Annotated in this window: 18 protein-coding genes, 1 tRNA gene and 2 pseudogenes; 10 read left to right on the top strand and 11 right to left on the bottom strand. The window is 57.9% G+C overall.

Translation table 11 applies throughout. The features are described 5' to 3' along the window. Positions 1 to 142: 142 nt before the first annotated feature. Entirely contained in the window at positions 143 to 3,460 is a 3,318-nt protein-coding gene (locus C8K63_RS23980; protein WP_108218937.1) for an RHS repeat-associated core domain-containing protein, read from the top strand. A 30-nt stretch (positions 3,461 to 3,490) separates the two neighbouring features. On the opposite strand, the gene C8K63_RS23985 is transcribed toward C8K63_RS23980, so the two are convergent. From C8K63_RS23985 to C8K63_RS24020, 8 genes and pseudogenes are all read right to left on the bottom strand, one after another. After that, positions 3,491 to 3,673 (bottom strand): hypothetical protein, encoded by a 183-nt coding sequence (locus C8K63_RS23985; protein WP_108218938.1) that lies wholly within the window; start codon positions 3,671 to 3,673, stop codon positions 3,491 to 3,493. Positions 3,674 to 3,689: 16 nt separating this feature from the next. Continuing rightward, positions 3,690 to 4,157, bottom strand: a complete 468-nt coding sequence (locus C8K63_RS23990; RefSeq protein ID WP_108219054.1) for a glycine zipper domain-containing protein — start codon at positions 4,155 to 4,157, stop codon at positions 3,690 to 3,692. 113 nt (positions 4,158 to 4,270) lie between these two features. Then, on the bottom strand, positions 4,271 to 4,639 hold the full coding sequence (locus C8K63_RS23995; protein ID WP_007988063.1) for a hypothetical protein: 369 nt from the start codon (positions 4,637 to 4,639) through the stop codon (positions 4,271 to 4,273). A gap of 471 nt (positions 4,640 to 5,110) precedes the next feature. Continuing rightward, the gene (locus C8K63_RS24000) at positions 5,111 to 5,299 is read right to left on the bottom strand and encodes a hypothetical protein (RefSeq protein WP_108218939.1); all 189 of its coding nucleotides are present in this window, start codon (positions 5,297 to 5,299) and stop codon (positions 5,111 to 5,113) included. 147 nt (positions 5,300 to 5,446) lie between these two features. Next, entirely contained in the window at positions 5,447 to 5,767 is a 321-nt protein-coding gene (locus C8K63_RS24005) for a YbjQ family protein (RefSeq protein WP_108218940.1), read from the bottom strand. Then, a pseudogene (locus C8K63_RS24010) lies at positions 5,764 to 5,910 on the bottom strand (6-aminohexanoate hydrolase); the annotation flags it as partial. The gene C8K63_RS24005 and the pseudogene C8K63_RS24010, both read right to left, overlap by 4 nt. A 62-nt stretch (positions 5,911 to 5,972) precedes the next feature. Then, on the bottom strand, positions 5,973 to 6,305 hold the full coding sequence (locus C8K63_RS24015; RefSeq protein ID WP_108218941.1) for a type II toxin-antitoxin system HicB family antitoxin: 333 nt from the start codon (positions 6,303 to 6,305) through the stop codon (positions 5,973 to 5,975). Continuing rightward, positions 6,302 to 6,556, bottom strand: coding sequence for a type II toxin-antitoxin system HicA family toxin (locus tag C8K63_RS24020; RefSeq protein ID WP_108218942.1), 255 nt, complete (start codon positions 6,554 to 6,556; stop codon positions 6,302 to 6,304). The genes C8K63_RS24015 and C8K63_RS24020 overlap by 4 nt, the downstream gene beginning before the upstream one ends. A 321-nt stretch (positions 6,557 to 6,877) precedes the next feature. Between C8K63_RS24020 and C8K63_RS24025 the strand changes: the two are divergent. Beyond that, positions 6,878 to 7,090: pseudogene (locus C8K63_RS24025) on the top strand (helix-turn-helix domain-containing protein); the annotation flags it as partial. A gap of 53 nt (positions 7,091 to 7,143) precedes the next feature. Further along, on the top strand, positions 7,144 to 7,677 hold the full coding sequence (gene phaR, locus C8K63_RS24030; RefSeq protein ID WP_108218943.1) for a polyhydroxyalkanoate synthesis repressor PhaR: 534 nt from the start codon (positions 7,144 to 7,146) through the stop codon (positions 7,675 to 7,677). Positions 7,678 to 7,712: 35 nt separating this feature from the next. Here phaR and phaP read toward each other — a convergent pair whose 3' ends face one another. After that, on the bottom strand, positions 7,713 to 8,276 hold the full coding sequence (gene phaP, locus C8K63_RS24035) for a TIGR01841 family phasin (protein WP_108218944.1): 564 nt from the start codon (positions 8,274 to 8,276) through the stop codon (positions 7,713 to 7,715). Positions 8,277 to 8,526: 250 nt separating this feature from the next. Between phaP and C8K63_RS24040 the strand changes: the two genes are divergently transcribed. Beyond that, positions 8,527 to 10,950: a DUF3141 domain-containing protein gene (locus tag C8K63_RS24040; protein WP_108218945.1), complete on the top strand. Its 2,424-nt coding sequence runs from the start codon at positions 8,527 to 8,529 to the stop codon at positions 10,948 to 10,950. A 14-nt stretch (positions 10,951 to 10,964) separates the two neighbouring features. Here C8K63_RS24040 and C8K63_RS24045 read toward each other — a convergent pair whose 3' ends face one another. Continuing rightward, the gene (locus C8K63_RS24045; RefSeq protein WP_108218946.1) at positions 10,965 to 12,080 is read right to left on the bottom strand and encodes an AraC family transcriptional regulator; all 1,116 of its coding nucleotides are present in this window, start codon (positions 12,078 to 12,080) and stop codon (positions 10,965 to 10,967) included. 271 nt (positions 12,081 to 12,351) lie between these two features. Here C8K63_RS24045 and phbB point away from each other — a divergent pair, with 271 nt between their 5' ends. The 5 genes from phbB (at position 12,352) to C8K63_RS30385 (ending at position 16,729) form a co-directional block, all read left to right on the top strand. Further along, on the top strand, positions 12,352 to 13,098 hold the full coding sequence (gene phbB, locus C8K63_RS24050) for an acetoacetyl-CoA reductase (RefSeq protein ID WP_007988010.1): 747 nt from the start codon (positions 12,352 to 12,354) through the stop codon (positions 13,096 to 13,098). 65 nt (positions 13,099 to 13,163) lie between these two features. Next, positions 13,164 to 14,342, top strand: a complete 1,179-nt coding sequence (locus C8K63_RS24055; RefSeq protein ID WP_108218947.1) for an acetyl-CoA C-acetyltransferase — start codon at positions 13,164 to 13,166, stop codon at positions 14,340 to 14,342. 172 nt (positions 14,343 to 14,514) lie between these two features. Continuing rightward, positions 14,515 to 16,218 (top strand): class I poly(R)-hydroxyalkanoic acid synthase, encoded by a 1,704-nt coding sequence (gene phaC / locus C8K63_RS24060; protein ID WP_108218948.1) that lies wholly within the window; start codon positions 14,515 to 14,517, stop codon positions 16,216 to 16,218. An 81-nt stretch (positions 16,219 to 16,299) separates the two neighbouring features. Then, entirely contained in the window at positions 16,300 to 16,566 is a 267-nt protein-coding gene (locus C8K63_RS24065; RefSeq protein WP_108218949.1) for a hypothetical protein, read from the top strand. A gap of 22 nt (positions 16,567 to 16,588) precedes the next feature. After that, the gene (locus tag C8K63_RS30385; protein ID WP_158273959.1) at positions 16,589 to 16,729 is read left to right on the top strand and encodes a hypothetical protein; all 141 of its coding nucleotides are present in this window, start codon (positions 16,589 to 16,591) and stop codon (positions 16,727 to 16,729) included. Positions 16,730 to 16,875: 146 nt separating this feature from the next. Here C8K63_RS30385 and C8K63_RS24070 read toward each other — a convergent pair. Next, positions 16,876 to 16,965 (bottom strand) — tRNA-Ser (locus C8K63_RS24070). A gap of 308 nt (positions 16,966 to 17,273) precedes the next feature. Between C8K63_RS24070 and C8K63_RS24075 the strand changes: the two genes are divergently transcribed. Beyond that, positions 17,274 to 17,963 carry a crotonase/enoyl-CoA hydratase family protein gene (locus tag C8K63_RS24075; protein WP_108218950.1) on the top strand — a complete coding sequence of 230 codons (690 nt, stop codon included), beginning with the start codon at positions 17,274 to 17,276 and terminating at the stop codon, positions 17,961 to 17,963. Positions 17,964 to 18,069: the final 106 nt, after the last annotated feature.

Genomic DNA, 18,069 nt, shown 5'->3' on the forward strand with positions numbered 1-18,069 from the left:
CGATGAAATCCTGATCCATGTCGAATGGCACTGCGTGATTTGGTGAATCGCCCTACAGAAAACGCCAACTTTCCCGACTTCTTTCCTTGAAAATCCTCCGCAGAGTTTTACGTCCCACATTCCGCCAAGCGAAAGTCTGCAGATGTTCGATCCAAAAAAGGTATTGGCATGCCCCGCCAGCGGCCCCTTGACACGAATGCATAGGGTCGAAACCGCCGCCAGCACCGACACTGTCGATCACACCGCCGCCCACAACTGCCCGGTGTCGATGGTCACTGGCGAGGTATTGCTGACCCTCACGGACAGCACCCTCGACGGGATCTTGCCGTTCGACTTCACCCGCATCTATCGCACCAGTGCCGTCGAACTCGACACCGGCCTCGGTTTTGGCTGGAGGCATTCGCTGTCCCAGCACCTGGAGCTCCACGACGAGCAGGTGCTGTGGATCGACCCCGAAAACCACCGCACGCCATTTCCACGGCCGACGGCGACGCGCCCGGTGATCCACAACAGCCTGTCGCGGACGGCGATTTACCTCGGCGAGGAGCCGGATGAACTGATCCTCGCCCTGGCCGGCGACCGCGCGCGGTTCTACCACTTTCATGACGGCCGGCTCAGTGCGATCAGCGACGCCTACGGCAACCACGTGACGGTGCAGCGGGACCGCCTTGACCGGATCCAACGCCTGGACAACGGCGCTGACCGCGCCTTGCTGTTGCGTTACGACCTCAAGCACCTGATGGCCGTCGATTATCAGGTGTTTCAGCGCAGCGGCCCCGAGGCGTACACCTGGCGCACCGAACAGACACTGGTCAGCTACCGCTACGACGCCCGCCAGCGACTGATCGAGGCGACCAATGCCGCGGGTGAAATCGAGCGCTATGACTACGACGAGCGGCACGTCATCCTGCAACGGCAACTGGCTGGCGGGGCGAGTTTCTTCTGGGCGTGGGAACGCTCCGGCAAGGCGGCCCGCTGCATTCATCACTGGGCCTCGTTTGCGCAGATGGAGGCGCGTTACGTCTGGGACGATGAAGGCGGCGTGACGGTGAACAACGCCGACGGTAGTGAAGAGGTTTACGTTCATGACAACCGCGCACGGTTGCTACACCACGTCGGGCTGGACGGCGGTGAGCAACACAAGGCCTACGACGATCAGGGCCGTCTGATCGCCGAGCAGGACGCCCTCGGCGCTGTCACCGAATACCATTATGACGAGGTCGGCCGGCTGATCGCGCCGCTTGCGCCGGATGAGGCGCTCACGTCCTACGAGTATCGCAACGGTTTCCTGCATACCCGCACCTGCGGTCAGGCGACATGGAGTTACCAGCGCAATGCCCAGGGCGACATCACTGCCGTCACCGATCCCGACGGGCAGATCACCCGCTATTTCTACGATTCGCAGGGGCGCTTGCTGACGATCCGTTTCCCCGACCAGAGCGGTCACCGATTTGTCTGGAACGCCTTGGGACAATTGCTGGAAGAGACCCTGCCGGACGGTGCCCTGCGCACTTTTTCCTACGATGCGTTAGGAAGGCGGATTAGCCGGCAGGACGAACACGGTGCCGTCACCGGTTATGAATGGGACGCCGTGGGTCGACTGACCCGGACCACGCGGCCCTCCGGTGCCCGTCGTGCCTATCGCTACAACGCCTATGGTCAGGTCACCGCCGACACCGACGAACTGGGACGGGTAACCCGTTACGAATACGCCGACGACCTGCGCCTGGTCAGCCGTCGGATCAACCCCGACGGCAGTGTGCTGAAATACCGCTACGAACATGCGCAATTGTTGCTCACCGAGATCGAAAACGAGGTTGGCGACATTTACCGGCTGGATTACACCCCAGGCGGATTGATCCGACAGGAAACCGGCTTTGATGGCCGTCGTACCGCCTACAGCTACGACCTCAATGGCCAATTGCTGGAGAAAACCGAGTTTGGCCACGACGGTTCGCTGCTGGTTACCGGTTATCAACGTGACAGCGCTGGGCGGTTACTGGTCAAAATCTTGCCCGATGGGGTCAAGGTCGAGTACCGCTACGACAGTCTCGGGCGGCTGGTCAGTGTCGATGACGGCCAGAACCATCCGCTGGCGTTCGAATACGACCGCCAGGACCGGCTGATCACCGAACATCAGGGCCGCGGCACCCTGCGTTACAGCTACGACGCCTGCGGTCGGCTCAAGCGCCTGCGCCTGCCGGACGCCTGTGTCCTCGTCTACCACTACGCCAAGGGAGGCGCCCTCACGGCCATCGACCTCAACGGCACGCGTCTGACCAGCCATCGCTTTGTCGGCGGGCGCGAACAGCAACGCCAACAGGGCCTGCTGCTCAGCGATTACGCCTACGACGAGCAAGGTCGTTTGCAGGCCCATGCCGTCAGCCAAAAGCAACGACCGCTGTATCGCCGCAAGTATGCCTACAGCATCAAGGGCAACCTCCTGCAGATTACCGACAGCCGCCACGGTTCACGTCGCTACCAATACGATGCGCTCGACCGTCTGACCGGCGTACGCCACGCCCGCGACCAGTTCGCGGAGAACTTCACCCACGACCCGGCCGGCAACCTGCTGATCCACGACCGCCCCGGCCCGTGTGTGCTCCAGGGCAACTGTCTGCGTCGCCGTTGCGACAGCCACTACGACTACGACGCCTTCGGCAACCTGATCCGCGAACGCCGCGGTATGCCGGCCCAGGTTACTGAATACACCTACGACTGCCAGCACCGCCTGATCGGCGTCAGCCCCCCTGACGGTAAACGTGTCAGCTACCGCTACGACGCATTCGGCCGGCGCATCGGCAAAACCGTCGACGGCCAGACCACGCAATTCTTCTGGCAAGGCGACCAACTCATCGCCGAAAGCGGTCCCCGACACTACCGCAGCTACGTCTATGAGCCCGGCAGCTTCCGTCCGCTGGCGCTGCTCGACGGCAAAGGCCGGGCAGACGCCTGCCCGTTCTACTACCAACTCGACCACCTCGGCACCCCGCAGGAACTGACCAGCTACGGCGGCGGCGTCGTCTGGTCGGCCAAATACACCGCCCACGGCAAACTCCGCGAACGGAGCCACGGCGACGGCGAACGACTCGAACAGCCGCTACGGTTTCAGGGGCAATATTTCGATGCTGAGAGTGGCCTGCACTACAACCGGCATCGCTACTACCAGCCGGACATCGGTCGTTATCTGACGCAGAATCCAGTCAAGTTGGCCGCAGGATTGAACCCGTATCGGTACACCCGGAACCCGACTGGGTGGGTTGATCCGTTGGGGTCGAGGGGGAACTGTCCACTGGCGAACAAGGCCGCAGGCTCGGCGACAAATGGGGGGAGCGGGGCAAAGGCTGATGAGGGTGAACCCAATGCACCCTCTCCAATACCTGCAAATCGATACTGGCATCACGCAGACTCAGGCCACGACATATCGAGGACTGGGCGATGGACGCATTCGATCAGCTAGACAACCGGTCAATCCGGCAACACGACTCGATCAGTCTTCGTCCTCTTCCTCATCTTCCAACTCAATATTCCCCACATCGCCCAAATCATCAGCATCGTTAAGCGGCACCGTCGCATCATCCATCAACGATCCCGGATCTTCATTGCCGGGATCGTTGATGGATGGCCGTTCGCTCGGGCCCTTTTCTTCCTTGCCTTCGCTTTTCGCAGTCATGGGATGCCTCGCTCAACTAGTGATGCTTTTTGTGGTGTTTGTTCGAGTGTTTATAACCGTTACCGGAATGGGAGTGACCGCTGTCACTCCCCAGATCATTGCCGACCGCACCGCCGGCTGCACCGCCCAGGCCTGCACCGATGGCCGATCCGGTCGAACCGCCAAGACTGTTGCCGACCACCGATCCACCCGCCGCGCCCAAACCACCGCCTACCGCCGCCTCGGTGCGACTGTGCCTGGGCGCGGCAATGGCACTGCCGGCCGCTCCGCCGACACCCGCACCAACCGCTGCACCAGTACTGCCGCCCAACTGGCCACCGACCACATTGCCCAGCACCCCACCAAGACCACCGCCCACGGCGGCATCTCCATTACCTCCCGCCAGCGCCACCTGAGAGACCAGCCATCCAAAAACAATCGCAGGCAACATCAATCGTCGAGCACTCAGGCTTGTAGTTTTATTGCCGTTGGTTTTCGGGTTCATGGCACGCCTCGCATTCTTCAGGAGTATGGGAGATTTGAGCGGCTGCTGCGTGAAACGTTCATAAATGAAAAAGCCCGGCATCAAGCCGGGCTCTGTTCAAATCTGGATCAGGATCAGTGACGCTTGTGACCATTGGCCAGATTGCTGCCTACGCCGCCGCCCAATGCGCCGCCCAGGCCTGCACCGATGGTGGCACCGGACTTGCCGCCAAGGCTATTGCCGATCACCGAACCGCCGGCCGCGCCGACACCGCCACCGATAGCAGCGCTGGTGCGATGACCTTTTTTGGCAGCAACAGCGCTGCCCGCCGCGCCAGCGACACCTGCACCAATCGCTGCGCCAGTGCTGCCGCCCATCTTCTGGCCGACCACGTTACCCAATGCGCCGCCCAAGCCACCGCCCAACGCGGCAGTGCCGTCACCAGCCATTGCACCTTGAGCAACCAGAAGCCCCAGAACCAGAGCGGGCAGTGTTAAACGCATGACAAAAACCTCGAAAATAGGGGTAAACAAAAATGGGGGCGAGATTGAATGCTTTTGCACGGATAAAGTCCAGCACGCCGATCCAACTTCGCGGTTGGCGACAGTTGGACAGCACTTTAGGAAAAGGTTTTATGACGGACAAAAAAAAGCCCGCTGGGGAAACGGGCCAGGTGTTGCTTTCTAACGGATGAGTCGAGATTACGCAGACTGCTGTGAAAAGTTTGTGAAAGATCACCACTTTGAAAAAATTGTCATAAAACCCTTTCAGATATTAAAAACCCCCGCTCTTTGACGTAATGCTGTTCACTTAAGCGAAGTGATTCTTTGTAGGAGCGAGCTTGCTCGCGATGGTCGTTAACGATAACGCGTATTTACTGACTGAACGCGGCGCTCTTGAGTCCATCGCGAGCAAGCTCGCTCCTACAAAGTGAACAGCATTACGCTCTATGACGGGGTCTGCCTGACGTTCTATTACTTCCTGACCGGTGCTGTCACCCTGGGTAAGAATTTGCCCTTCAGTACCCGGCACGCCCTGGTCTTGATCTTGTCGACCTCAGTCTGGTCCTCGCCGAAGCTGGCCACATATTGGGTCTGGCCACACCGCACGCAATTGTTGATCGGAAACTCTGCGCCATCGTCCTCGATATACGGATCAGCCATCTCTTCACCCCTTTTCAACAAACGGGATCGACACCGGCAAGCCCTTTGCCTGAAAGAATATCGATCGCCAAGGTTTTTGAGACTAGCCGGTCACCTATGGACCTGCCGTTCGGATTTCCCCGTGACCGACGAATGGCCTTTCACCTTTCACCTCAACTTGACCGCAGTCCCGGTCACAAACACCACGACCATCCCGCCTTTGCCGGCCGGCATACTGATCTCATAATCAAGCCCGACCACCGCGTCCGCCTCAAGCGCCTGCGCCCGCTCCTTGATCTCATCGGTGGCTTGAATGCGCGCCTCCTTCAACGCCCGCTCCAGTGTCTGGGAACGTCCGCCGAAAAAGTCGCGCATCCCGGCAAACACGTCACGGACGACGTTGATCCCTTGCACCGACTCGGCGCTGACGATGTCCAGGTAGGCGGTAATTTGTCGGCCTTCAATGGAGTGGGTTGTGGTGGTGATCATGGGTGTTCCTTCCTGTTCAGAAATTCAGCCAGTGCATCAAACGCCGGCAACGTGACGGGATCGTTGGCCGAGTTGCTGGCCACCGGATGGGATGCGTAGCGGACGATGACCATCTCGGCCTTTGGGTCGAGGTAGATGCGCTGCATGATGTCGATTCTGTTCGAAGAGTTTGAGCGGTCTACAGCCGGACAGGCTTGTTCACTGTTTAAGCATGGGCCTCGCGATCAAGAACATCAGCGACCCACTGATTGATACTTTTGTGGGCTAGCTGAGCTTTCACGGCAACCGTCGCGTGAAGGGCTGGGGCCAGACGCAGACTGAGATGGCCTGAATAGGGTTTCTGTGGGGTGCGGCCGAGTTTGGCGCAAGTCTCCAGATAATCGGTGACGGCCTCTTCGAATGCGGTGCGAAGTTCTTTGACTGACTCGCCGTGAAACCCGACAACATCCTTGATGCCCGCAATGTGGCCGACGAACAGACCGTCTTCATCGCTGTACTCGATCCGGGCTGAGAAGCCGTTGTAGTTCATTACGTTCACGGGGTAACTCCTGCTTGTTCAAGAAAAGCCCGGGCGTCACGCACCTGATAGGGCTTGGCTTCTTTGTCGGGGTGCGGCCGGTGGAAGGTCGCGACCACTCCATTCAGTTCAAAACGTACTCGTGAACCATTGCCTTCGATAGTTCTGGCCCCAGCAGCGCTGAACAAGGATTCGATGCGGGACCACTCCATGGTGGCCGGGGTGAGTCTTGAAAATAAGGCTTTGAGGGTGCTGAGCTGTTTATTATTCATGGTATTATATCATGATACCGTACGAGATTTAGCAATCGCGAATGACATCGCTGATGCGTGGGAGAAGCCTCTAACGCGCGCTTAAAAAAACGCCGCTTATCCAGAACAGGAAAGCGGCGTTTTCGTGTCGAAGCTTTTTTTTGCACGGCAGGCAGGATATCGGGGGGACTCTCGCCGGGGTTGTAGGTAATTTCCGAGAGTTACGCTTGCTGCGTTTTTAGCGGGTCCCACCCCCCACGCTAACCTATGTGGCGATCACAGAAGCGCGCCCTGTTTGCTCAGTTTTGCTTCGCCAACGTAGGAATAGGTACACAGAGTGTTGGATTAACGCCAAGAGACATCAGCAATCAGCCCAGATCCCGGAACCTGTGGTGTTCAAATGGCGAAAGCGCTATCCGCACGCGGGTCTTGAGGGATTGAACGACCCTGCTTCGAAGTGGCCAGCCTCGCAAGCTCAGCACTCAAAAGATGAAGAAAGTTCTTACGCTGACCACCCAGCGCGTGCCGCGTGAGGCGACGCATTGGAGTGGCCGTGGTCAGAGTAGGATAAGATGCCTGCAAATCAGGCTTGCTGTGAGTAGCCCCGCATGACAGATAACAGTCGGAACACCACCCGTCTGATCAAGAAGTACCCGAATCGCCGTCTGTATGACACGCACACCAGCAGTCATTTGACCCTTGCGGATATACGCCAATTGGTCGTCGATAAAATCCCGTTCGAGGTGGTCGACGCCAAGACTGGCGAGGATCTGACCCGAAGTATTTTGCTGCAGGTCATTCTGGAAGCCGAAAGTGGCGGTGAGCCGATATTCTCCAGCGAGATGCTCATGGGGATTATCCAGTTCTACGGTCCCTACCAGAGCGTCCTCGGCAGCTACCTGGATAAAAGCATCCAGACGGTCATCGACATCCAGTCCCAGACCGGTGCCCAGTCATCTGAAGCCTGGAGCGAGTTCATGCACCAGCAAGCACCGGTCATGCAGGATTTGATGCGCCAGTATGTCGACCAGTCAAAAGCCCTCTACCTGAACACTCAGAACCTCTTCGGCCTGTTCGGCGGCACGCCACCAGGCAAGCCAGGTGCCGGTAGCGGGCCGAAAAAAAATGGCGATGGGGAGTAAACCCATCGCCATCAGTGTAACCGCTTTAATGTGACTTACTTGTTACCGCTTGTAGCCTTGGCAGCAGGAGCGGTTTTGCCGGCTGCGGCGGTCGCCGCGTCAAAACTGCTCTGGGCAACGTCAGCAGCCTGTTTTACGGCATTCTGTGCGCTTTCAAAAACGGTACCGGCATTCGCCAGCGACGACTTGAACGCGGCCACAACAGGCTCGGAGCCAGCCGGTGCATTCTTGCTGATCACTTCAACGAACTCTTGCACCTGCTGGGTGCCCGCCTCGACCTGACGCGAGGTCAGTTTGGCGATTTCCGAGTGAGTGCCGACAATCAACGCTTGCACTTGGCGATTGAACTCAGCCAGGCGTTCGACTTGCACATTTGGCTGGGTGAAAGAAGTCTGGAGCTCGGCGAGCCCTTGTAGATCACGGACTGCCAGCAGCTTGCGAAAGCCGTCGAACTGCTCCTCGGTGGCGGCCTGCAATGTCTTGAACTGCAATTGGCTGAACTGTTCAACACTGGAGAAGATTTTGCCGCTGATTTGCTGCAGGAGGTCTAGGTTGGCTTTCTGAGCGTCTTGCAATTTTTCCGAGTTAAAAAAAGACATGCTTGAATCTCCTGATGCTGGAAGGCCTACATGGGCCAGAGGACGCGATAGCGATCCTGCCGGTCATCGCGTTAGCCTTGATATTGCAGTGCACAAATCCGTTTGGCAATGATTTCTTGTGCAGCGCACAAAAAATTTTCTTCTCCTGCCTCTTTTCGCTATAGACTCCTAACATCGAACAGCCAGCCAAGCCCTGTTTATTAATGAGGCGCAGGCAGCTTCTTCTCATGCATCACGCCAGGAGATCACCATGGGCCAGGAAGATATTATTGCATCGCAATATGAAAAAACCTCCTCTCAGCGCGGCCTGTTCGAACACCTGAGTCATCTGCAGCAGCTCAATACCCTGAACGTCCTTGATGCTTTGCGTCAGCGCCAGGAAAAAACCCTCGCGCCTCTGAAGCGGGGTCAGCTCAGACAACCCACGCCCACTGACTGGCAGGAATACTTCACCGACCTCGGCCAACGCAGCCTGCTGTTCTGGGACACCCTGCGCCAGCGCGGCGACAATACGCAGGCCCATGAATGCGCCGGGTATCCACTGCTGCTCAAGTTCGATCATGAAACCCTGATCGCCGGCTCCGATCTCCCGCGCCCGGTCAACTATTCACTGCTGCAAATCCTCCCCGGACCAGAGCAAAGAATCGACAGCAACGGCCAGCCGGTGATCATCATTGACCCACGCGGCGGCCACGGCTCCGGAATCGGCGGCTTCAAACAGGATTCGGTATTAGGTGAAAGCCTCAGAGCCGGCCACCCCACCTATTTCATCTCTTTCAGTCACTCGCCACAGCCTGGGCAAACCCTGGCCGATATCGTCGAAGCCCAGGCCCGGTTCATCGAAGTCGTCAGCGCCCTTCACCCGGCCAACAGCAAGCCGATCATCATCGGTAACTGCCAGGCCGGCTGGGCCTTGATGGGGCTGGCGGCAACACGGCCGGAACTACCGGGATTGATCATTATCAATGGTGCCCCCTTGTCATATTGGGCCGGTGTCAATGGACGCAATCCGATGCGCTACACCGGTGGCCTGCTGGGTGGCGGCTGGATGGCTCGCTTGGGCAGCGACCTGGGCAATGGCCGTTTCGACGGTACCTGGCTGGTCAGCAATTTCGAAAACCTGGACCCGGCCAACACCTATTGGGGCAAGTACTACCAGTTGTTCAGCCAGGTCGACAGCGAGGCTGCGCGCTTCCTCGACTTCGAACGCTGGTGGGGCAGCCCGACCCTGCTCAATGGCGAAGAGATCGAGATGATTGTCGATGACCTTTTCATCGGCAACCAGTTGTCCGGCGGTCTCGGCCGCAAGAGCACCGGCATTGACCTGAAACGTATCGAAGCACCGGTGGTGGTGTTCTGTTCCTACGGAGACAACATCACCCCTCCCCAGCAGGCATTGAACTGGATCGCCGATGCCTATCCCAGCGATCTCGCTTTGCATGACGCAGGACGTACCATCGTCTACCTGCGGCACGCCAGCATCGGCCATTTAGGCATTTTTGTTTCCGGCAAGGTGGCGCGGCGCGAACACCGTGGGATGCTCGGCGCGGTCGAAGCCATCAAGGCGCTGCCGGCGGGACTGTATGAAATGCTGATTGACGATCTGCCAACCTCCTCAGGCAGCGATGACATGCAATACCGAGTGCGTTTCGAATCAAGGCGAATCGCCGATATCCATGATGACGTCGAGCCGGCCCGTGATGACGATCGCGAATTCTCTCTGGTGGAGCGCGCCTCTGAAATCAACAGCGCGTTTTACGACGGGTTCATACGTCCGTGGCTGCGTCAGATCGTCAACGAGCCAATTGCCGAACTGTTGCGCAGGGCGCACCCCTTCCATCAGCAGCAAGTGCTATGGAGCAGCCTGAATCCGGCGCTGTGGTGGTTAGCCGGGACCGCCTCCCAAGTGAGCAGCGATCGTCGTCCCGCACGCAAAGACAACCCGTTGCTGGCCTGGCAGGAGCTGTTCTCCAACCAGATGCAAGACGCCCTGAATGCTTATCGCGATGTGCGTGACGCCACTCAGGAGCTGTGTTTTTACGGCATTTACGGCGCACTGAGTGCCTTCACCGGTAACAAGCCTGTGCGAAATCTCCAGGCACATGCCGACCAGCTGGACCAGGCCCTGATCGAACGCCTGCAGGATGCGCTGCCTCATGGCGGCCCTCTGGAAGCATTGGTGCGGATTCTGTTTTTGCTGGGCCGCGACAGCGACAAGGCGGGCAAGGAAAGCATCGAGAAGCTGATCCAGCAGGTGCACCTGCTGGTCCAGGATTACAGCAATGAGCCCACTGCCCTGCGCGAAGCCATCCGATTGCAGAACCTGCTGGTTTTCGCCCACCCGCAAGAAAGCTTGCGCAGCCTGCCTTTGTTGCTACCAGAGGCAAAGGAGCGCCAACAGGTCCTGACAGCCGTTGGGCAATTGATGCCTGAACTGCTGGCGACCGTTGGAGCTGAAGGCGAATTCTGGCGTGAACTGCACGCGCTGCTCGAAGTCCCCCTGCCGGGCTTCAGCCTGACCCAACCACCCGGTGAAACAGTTGTCATCGCGCAGGAGCCCCCTTCGCAGCCACCTGCAGCGCCGCAGATCACACCGCCGCCCGCTCCTGCCAACGTAGTTAAAGCCCCGAAGCGCAAAGCGCGCAAAGGCACAACAGGCCCCAAGCCTCAATGACCCTTCACAAGGGATTAGCGGTGAATCCGTTCGGTGAAGCCTGCGACCTTATGATCTCTGGACAGACCGATGAGGTTCATGGATCGGACCCGCGCGACTTTTTCGACCACAGGCGACAACTCGTCGGTTCGATACTGACCGGGGGTCATACCGAACCAACGGGTGCATGCCTTATGGAAGCTGCTGTGATCATGAAAACCGAGCAGGTAAGTCACATGCTTCATGTTGAAATGAGAATGGCGCAAATAGAAGTCAGCCATCTGCCGGCGCACATCGTTCAGGACGTCCTTGAATTGCGTGCCATCCTTCTCAAGGCCTCGTTGAAGCGTTCGCTTGCTGATATTCAGTGCCGCCGCAATCGATTCCATATCACATTGCCCTTGGCCTTGCCCCTGGCTCAAGCGCTCGGTAATCAGCGCGCGAATCCTGCCAACCATAGAGTAACCGGACAACAGGTCCAATTGAGCCTCGGCAAAACTGTCATGGAGTGTGGCCAACGCCTCGTTGGCCATGCTCAACGGACTCAGAAGCTCCTGGCCATCGAACAAGATGCTGTCATATGCCGCCCCGAAACTCAGCGGACAGCCAAAAAGCCGCTGATGCTCCGAAGTGTCTTCAGGTTCGGGATAAGTGAACTCCACACTCAACGGTTGCGGTGACTTGCCACCTGCCAGCCAATGGCAGAAACCCAGCAGCGAAGCCAAGGCTGCATCCGTGTATTGCCGGGGTTTGACCGAGCCATGTTGCTGATGATCGAGACTGGCCAATCGGTAATGCTGCTGCTCCTTGACAAGGAAAAGGCTGAATCCGGTACCAATCAACGGGCTGAAACGAACCAGACGTTCAAGCGCTCTTTTCAGATTCGAACTGGACATCATCGTGTAGCCCACGATCTGAAAACTACTGGGATGGAATTCCCCGTAGGCTTTCAAACCGATATTCAGATCATCCGAAGCCTGAACAGCCAAGTCCCAAAGACTATAGATAATGCTTCGCTCGCAGAATGCTCCTGGTTGACTCACGAACCCGACATCCAGTCCCGCCTCCTGGCACAGACCGGCAAGATCCAGTCCTTGGGCCAGAAACGTATTCGCCAGCATGCTGGCATAACCCGAACTCATTCTATACATGGCGTCCTCATTGACCAATGGAACCGAACGTCCTGTCCGGAGCCGATACTGACATGCACTGAACATATTTCAACAGTGTTTCAGGAATATTAACTATCCATTGAGTTTTAAGAGTTGATCCAAGTATGGGTGCTCCTCATTTTTTTGCCAGCAGGCCAAAACACCCGCGTGGCACCGATGGACAGGAGAACGTCACCTTCAAACACTTCCGCACGGCCCGTCGATATCGAACAATCTTCTCTCCTGCAGCGCAAAAAAATGGAGTAGATGTATGGAATCGCGTAGTCGCATTGCTTTGGTAACGGGTGGTATGGGCGGTATCGGTACGGCAATCAGCCAACGTCTATACAAGGAAGGATTCAAGGTAATCGTAGGCTGCAGCTCCGATTCCAGCCGCAAGAACGACTGGCGCGCCAGCCAACTGGAGGCGGGTTACGAGTTCGAGTTCATCTATGGCGACGTCACCGATTGGGAGTCAACCCGCAAGGCTTTCGAGATGGCCCGTGAACAATTCGGCCCGATCGATGTGCTGGTCAACAACGCCGGCATCACCCGCGACGCGTCTTTTCGCAAGCTCACCCCGGAAGACTGGAACAGCGTGATCGGGACCAACCTGACGGGCTTGTTCAACACCACCAAGCAGGTCATTGAAGGCATGTTGTCCAAAGGCTGGGGGCGGATCATCAACATCTCCTCGATCAACGGTCAACGTGGCCAGTTCGGCCAGACCAACTACTCCGCCGCCAAGGCTGGCATCCATGGTTTCACCATGGCACTGGCCCGGGAAGTCTCCGGCAAGGGCGTGACCGTCAATACCGTATCCCCAGGCTACATCCAGACCTCCATGACCGCGGCAATTCGCCCGGACATTCTGGAAGGCATGATCGCAGCAACTCCGGTTGGTCGCCTTGGCCAACCCGAAGAGATCGCCTCAATCGTGGCCTGGCTGGCTTCCGATGAGTCCGCCTACAGCACCGGTGCCGATTTCTCGGTAAACGGCGGCATGAACATGCAATAACCCCCGATCAGGGCAGGAATGCCCTGGTTTGCTCGACGAATTTTGTCTTTTCGATGAGGTCACGCATGAACGAAGTCGTAATCGTTGCCGCTACTCGTACCGCCATTGGCAGCTTCCAGGGTGCTCTATCTGCAATTCCCGCAACCGAACTGGGTGCCGCAGTGATTCGTCGCTTGCTGGAGCAGACGGGTATCGATGCTGCTCAAATTGATGAAGTGATTCTCGGCCAGGTTCTCACTGCCGGCGCTGGGCAGAACCCGGCACGCCAGACCGCGATCAAGGCTGGCTTGCCACACACCACGCCTGCCCTGACCTTGAACAAGGTCTGCGGCTCTGGTCTCAAGGCGGTCCATCTTGCCGTCCAGGCAATCCGTTGCGGCGACGCGGAACTGGTCATCGCTGGCGGTCAGGAAAACATGAGTCTGGCCCCCTATGTTCTGCCCAAGGCACGCACCGGCTTGCGTATGGGCCATGCGCAACTGCAAGACAGCATGATCCAGGATGGCCTGTGGGACGCCTTCAACGACTACCACATGGGTATCACCGCCGAGAATCTGGCGCAGAAGTACGAGATCTCTCGTGAAGCACAGGATGCCTTCTCTGCCGCCTCGCAACAGAAGGCCGCCGCAGCCATTGAGGGCGGGCGCTTCCAGAGCGAAATCACCCCGATCCTGATTCCTCAGCGCAAGGGCGAACCGCTGGTCTTCGACACCGACGAACAGCCGCGTATCGACAGCACTGCGCAAGCGTTGGCGAAACTCAAACCGGCATTCCAGAAAGACGGCAGCGTGACCGCCGGCAACGCTTCGACCCTCAACGATGGTGCGGCCGTGCTGTTGCTGGCCAGCGCCGCTAAAGCACAAGCGCTGGGCCTTCCGGTACTGGCACGAATCAAAGCCTATGCCAGCGCCGGCGTGGACCCGTCGATCATGGGCATCGGCCCAGTCCCGGCTACACGTCTGACTCTGCAAAAGGCCGGCTGGAGTGTCGAGGACCTGGACCTGATTGAAGCCAATGAAGCCTTCGCCGCCCAGGCGCTGGCAGTTGGTAAAGAGCTGGGTTGGGACACCAGCAAGGTCAACGTCAACGGCGGCGCAATCGCCCTTGGCCATCCGATCGGCGCGTCGGGTGCACGGATTCTGGTGTCGCTGGTACACGAACTGATCCGTCGCGACGGCAAGAAGGGGCTGGCCACTTTGTGCATCGGCGGCGGACAAGGCGTCGGCCTGGCTATCGAGCGCTAACCAACGGCATCCGGGTAGCCCATGCGCGGACTTGGGACCCTTGTTCCGCGCATCAGATTGGCGTCAGGTTGGCGTCAGACAACGCTGCCCGCATTCCTGCCGTCGCTACGCCGGAGTCCGGCAAAGCGCGGCTTTTTTTCTGCCCGGCTCATCTGTATGGGCAAGGAACTTTATGGACAACAACGCGCATACATTCAAAACCTATTGGTCAGGCCAGGTTCCGTTCATCGCTTCCTTTGCAGTGCAACAATTACGCCTATGGGTCAGCACCAATCCGTGGTTTTCCGGGCATGAGCACGGCGCCTGGTTCGAGTTACCTCGCGAAACCCTGGACAGCCTTCAAGCGGACTACCAGGTTCAATGGGGCCAACTCGGCCAAAAACTGCTGACCGGCCAACCCTTCAGCTTCGATGATCGACGCTTCTCCAGCGGCAACTGGAGCGAGCCACTGTTCGGCTCCCTTGCTGCGTTTTACCTGCTCAATTCCAGCTTTCTTCTGAAGCTGCTCGACAAGCTGCTGATCGACGAAAAAAAACCGCGCCAACGCCTGCGCTATCTGGTGGAGCAAGCCATTGCCGCCAGTGCGCCAAGCAATTTCCTGGTCAGTAACCCCGATGCGCTTCAGCGTGTGGTTGAGACTCAAGGTGCCAGCCTGCTCACAGGTATGCAGCATCTGGCCAGCGACATGAACGAAGGCAAAATGCGCCAGTGTGATAGCGGCGCCTTCAAGGTTGGCGTCGATCTGGCCAACACCCCCGGCGAGATCGTCTTTGAGAATCACCTATTCCAGCTGATTCAGTACTACCCGCAAAGCGAAACCCAGTACCGACACCCGGTATTCGTCGTACCTCCCTCGATCAACAAGTACTACATCCTCGATCTGCGCCCGGACAACTCGATGGTCCGCCACCTGCTGGAACAGGGACATCCCGTATTCCTGATGTCCTGGCGCAACTTTGACGAGGAACACGCTGGCACCACCTGGGATGACCTGATTGAGCACGGGGTAATCGACGCCTTGCAGGTGACCCGCGATATCAGTGGCGAGCAGCGACTCAATTGCGTGGGCTTCTGTATCGGCGGCACCCTGCTGAGCACGGCGCTGGCAGTACTTGCTGCACGCGGCGACAGAGAGATCGCCAGCGTGAGCCTGTTCACCACGTTCCTTGACTACCTGGATACCGGCCCCATCGACATATTCGTCGACGAAGAACTGGTGGCCTATCGAGAGCGCACCATCGGCGGCATGAATGGTCCCATCGGTCTGTTTCGCGGTGAGGACATGGGCAATACCTTTTCCCTACTGCGCCCCAACGAGCTGTGGTGGAACTACAACGTCGACAAATACCTCAAGGGGCAGAAGCCGATCCCGCTTGATCTGCTGTTCTGGAACAACGACAGCACCAACCTTCCGGGGCCGATGTACTGCTGGTATCTGCGCCACACCTATCTGCAGAACGATTTGAAATCAGGCGAGCTGGAGTGCTGTGGGGTCAAGCTTGATTTGCGTGCAATTGACGCTCCCGCTTACATCCTCGCAACCCATGACGATCACATCGTGCCCTGGAAAAGCGCCTACGCCAGCACCAACCTGCTCTCCGGGACCAAGCGTTTTGTATTAGGAGCTTCAGGGCATATCGCCGGCGTCATCAATCCACCGGCCAAGCAGAAGCGCCATTACTGGACCAATAATCGAGTCACGAAAAACCCGGAAACCTGGTTCAAGAATGCTGAGCAGCAGCCCGGTAGCTGGTGGAATGATTGGTTCAACTGGCTGGCGGGACATTCCGGCGAGCGCCAACCAGCGGTTGCGCACATAGGGAATGACAAATTCCCGCCGCTGGAGCCGGCGCCAGGCAGTTATGTAAAGCAATGAAAGCCTGAAATTCCCTGCTGCATGACTTCATGCAGCAGGTCAACTGCGGATCATTTGTTTCGGTACAAGGAGAGAGGCCCCATGAGCACCGCGTTGCGCATCAACGAAGCACTTTTGATTGCCGGCCACGCATTCGAACCTTTTCAATGCGTCGCCTGGGCTGCGCAAGGCGGTAATGGTGAACTCAGTCTGACTGTCATCGACCGGGCCAGCACTCACATTTGTCGCAAACAGGTTCCAAGCAGTGCCTATTCCGACCCGGCGCAGCTGGAAAGCCTGCTGGAAGAGGTGCGCGCCGAGTTAAGCCAGGAGGGCTACAAGCTACAATCCTGGACAATGCCAGAGTAAGCATTCTCGCGGATCGCTACCGGTGATCCGCCTGATACTCCATCTCAAGATCATCGAAGGCAGCCTCATACACCTGGTGTTGGAATCAGCCAGTGGTGCAGAGGGCTATGCCTTGGACTTACGCGATGCGGGGATCATTGCTGAAATACAGCGCGTCGAATGATGTACACCGCTTGGAAACTGTCGAAAAATCAGCCTTTGGTCGCAAAACGCTGAGCCGCCCAAGGTATGGGCCAAAGCATGGGCTGAATTTTTCAGAACCGCAGATACGAAAAAGCCCCGAATAATCGGGGCTCTAACGTTTAAATGTGGCGGTGAAGGAGAGATTCGAACTCTCGATACAGTTTCCTGTATACACACTTTCCAGGCGTGCTCCTTAAGCCACTCGGACACTTCACCGTATCTCTTCAAACAAGTTCTGTCTGTCGAGGCGCGCTAATGTAGTCGAAAGCTTTTCCGATGGCAAACATTTTTTTCAGAATTTTCATGCGGTTAACGCGATTCAGCATTTCCGGTCGCTCGTGGCCATGGCAAACCGGCCAATCTCCGGCTTCGTGCCCTCTTCTATATAGAGGGGAATGCGCGGCAGGCACGGCGGGCTGCGCCTGGCGGGCAGGCAAAGGGTGACTGGCGGGTCAGTCACGGCGCTTTACCTGGCCTGCGGCGGTGGGTAACGTCTGCCCAACTTTATTGAAAGGAATAGCGTCATGAGTGAGTTGATTTCCTACCATCTCGAAGACGGTATCGCGACCCTGACCTTGAGCAATGGCAAGGTCAATGCCATTTCCCCGGATGTGATTGCCGAGTTCAACGCTGCGCTGGATCAGGCAGTGACTGATCGTGCGGTGGTGATCATTACTGGCCAGCCGGGCATTCTCTCCGGTGGTTATGACCTGAAGGTGATGACGGCCGGACCTAAAGAAGCCGTGGCACTGGTGACCTCCGGCTCGACACTGGCCCGCCGCCTGCTGTCGCACCCCTTCCCGGTGATCGTTGCGTGCCCGGGGCATGCGGTGGCCAAGGGCGCGTTTCTGCTGTTGTCGGCCGACTATCGCATCGGTGTAGACGGTGCGTTCAGCATCGGCCTGAACGAAGTGCAGATCGGCATGACCATGCACCACGCGGGCATCGAGATCGCCCGTGACCGCCTGAACAAAGTGGCGCTGCAGCGTTCGGTGGTCAACGGCGAGATGTTCAGTCCACAAGGCGCCGTGGCTGCCGGTTTCCTTGATGTCGTGGTCTCGGCTGAAGAACTGCAAGGCGCAGCACTGGCGGCGGCTCGCCAGTTGAAGAAGATCAACATGACCGCGCACAAGAACACCAAATTGAAAGTACGCAAAGCGCTGCTGGAGGCCCTGGACAACGCAATCATCCAGGATCAGGTACATTTGGGTTAAGCCCGGATCTGCTACAACGAAAAGCCTGACCATCGTGTCGGGCTTTTTCATACATGCCTCTTTATACATGCCTCGGTTAAACCTCTGTAACCGCTCTGGATCGCTT

Origin of the sequence: Pseudomonas sp. GV085, assembly GCF_003050925.1 — a bacterium.
Lineage (GTDB): Bacteria > Pseudomonadota > Gammaproteobacteria > Pseudomonadales > Pseudomonadaceae > Aquipseudomonas.

What these genes read in the sequence shown, in the direction of transcription:
- C8K63_RS23980 (WP_108218937.1), top strand. Translation starts at nt 143, where the DNA reads ATGTTCGATCCAAAAAAGGTATTGGCATGCCCCGCCAGCGGCCCCTTG.
- C8K63_RS24065 (WP_108218949.1), top strand. Translation starts at nt 16,300, where the DNA reads ATGAGCACCGCGTTGCGCATCAACGAAGCACTTTTGATTGCCGGCCAC.
- phaR (WP_108218943.1), top strand. Translation starts at nt 7,144, where the DNA reads ATGACAGATAACAGTCGGAACACCACCCGTCTGATCAAGAAGTACCCG.
- phbB (WP_007988010.1), top strand. Translation starts at nt 12,352, where the DNA reads ATGGAATCGCGTAGTCGCATTGCTTTGGTAACGGGTGGTATGGGCGGT.
- phaP (WP_108218944.1), bottom strand. Translation starts at nt 8,276, where the DNA reads ATGTCTTTTTTTAACTCGGAAAAATTGCAAGACGCTCAGAAAGCCAAC.
- C8K63_RS23985 (WP_108218938.1), bottom strand. Translation starts at nt 3,673, where the DNA reads ATGACTGCGAAAAGCGAAGGCAAGGAAGAAAAGGGCCCGAGCGAACGG.
- C8K63_RS24055 (WP_108218947.1), top strand. Translation starts at nt 13,164, where the DNA reads ATGAACGAAGTCGTAATCGTTGCCGCTACTCGTACCGCCATTGGCAGC.
- C8K63_RS24040 (WP_108218945.1), top strand. Translation starts at nt 8,527, where the DNA reads ATGGGCCAGGAAGATATTATTGCATCGCAATATGAAAAAACCTCCTCT.
- C8K63_RS24045 (WP_108218946.1), bottom strand. Translation starts at nt 12,080, where the DNA reads ATGTATAGAATGAGTTCGGGTTATGCCAGCATGCTGGCGAATACGTTT.
- C8K63_RS23995 (WP_007988063.1), bottom strand. Translation starts at nt 4,639, where the DNA reads ATGCGTTTAACACTGCCCGCTCTGGTTCTGGGGCTTCTGGTTGCTCAA.
- C8K63_RS24000 (WP_108218939.1), bottom strand. Translation starts at nt 5,299, where the DNA reads ATGGCTGATCCGTATATCGAGGACGATGGCGCAGAGTTTCCGATCAAC.
- C8K63_RS24075 (WP_108218950.1), top strand. Translation starts at nt 17,274, where the DNA reads ATGAGTGAGTTGATTTCCTACCATCTCGAAGACGGTATCGCGACCCTG.
- C8K63_RS23990 (WP_108219054.1), bottom strand. Translation starts at nt 4,157, where the DNA reads ATGAACCCGAAAACCAACGGCAATAAAACTACAAGCCTGAGTGCTCGA.
- phaC (WP_108218948.1), top strand. Translation starts at nt 14,515, where the DNA reads ATGGACAACAACGCGCATACATTCAAAACCTATTGGTCAGGCCAGGTT.
- C8K63_RS24020 (WP_108218942.1), bottom strand. Translation starts at nt 6,556, where the DNA reads ATGAATAATAAACAGCTCAGCACCCTCAAAGCCTTATTTTCAAGACTC.
- C8K63_RS24005 (WP_108218940.1), bottom strand. Translation starts at nt 5,767, where the DNA reads ATGATCACCACCACAACCCACTCCATTGAAGGCCGACAAATTACCGCC.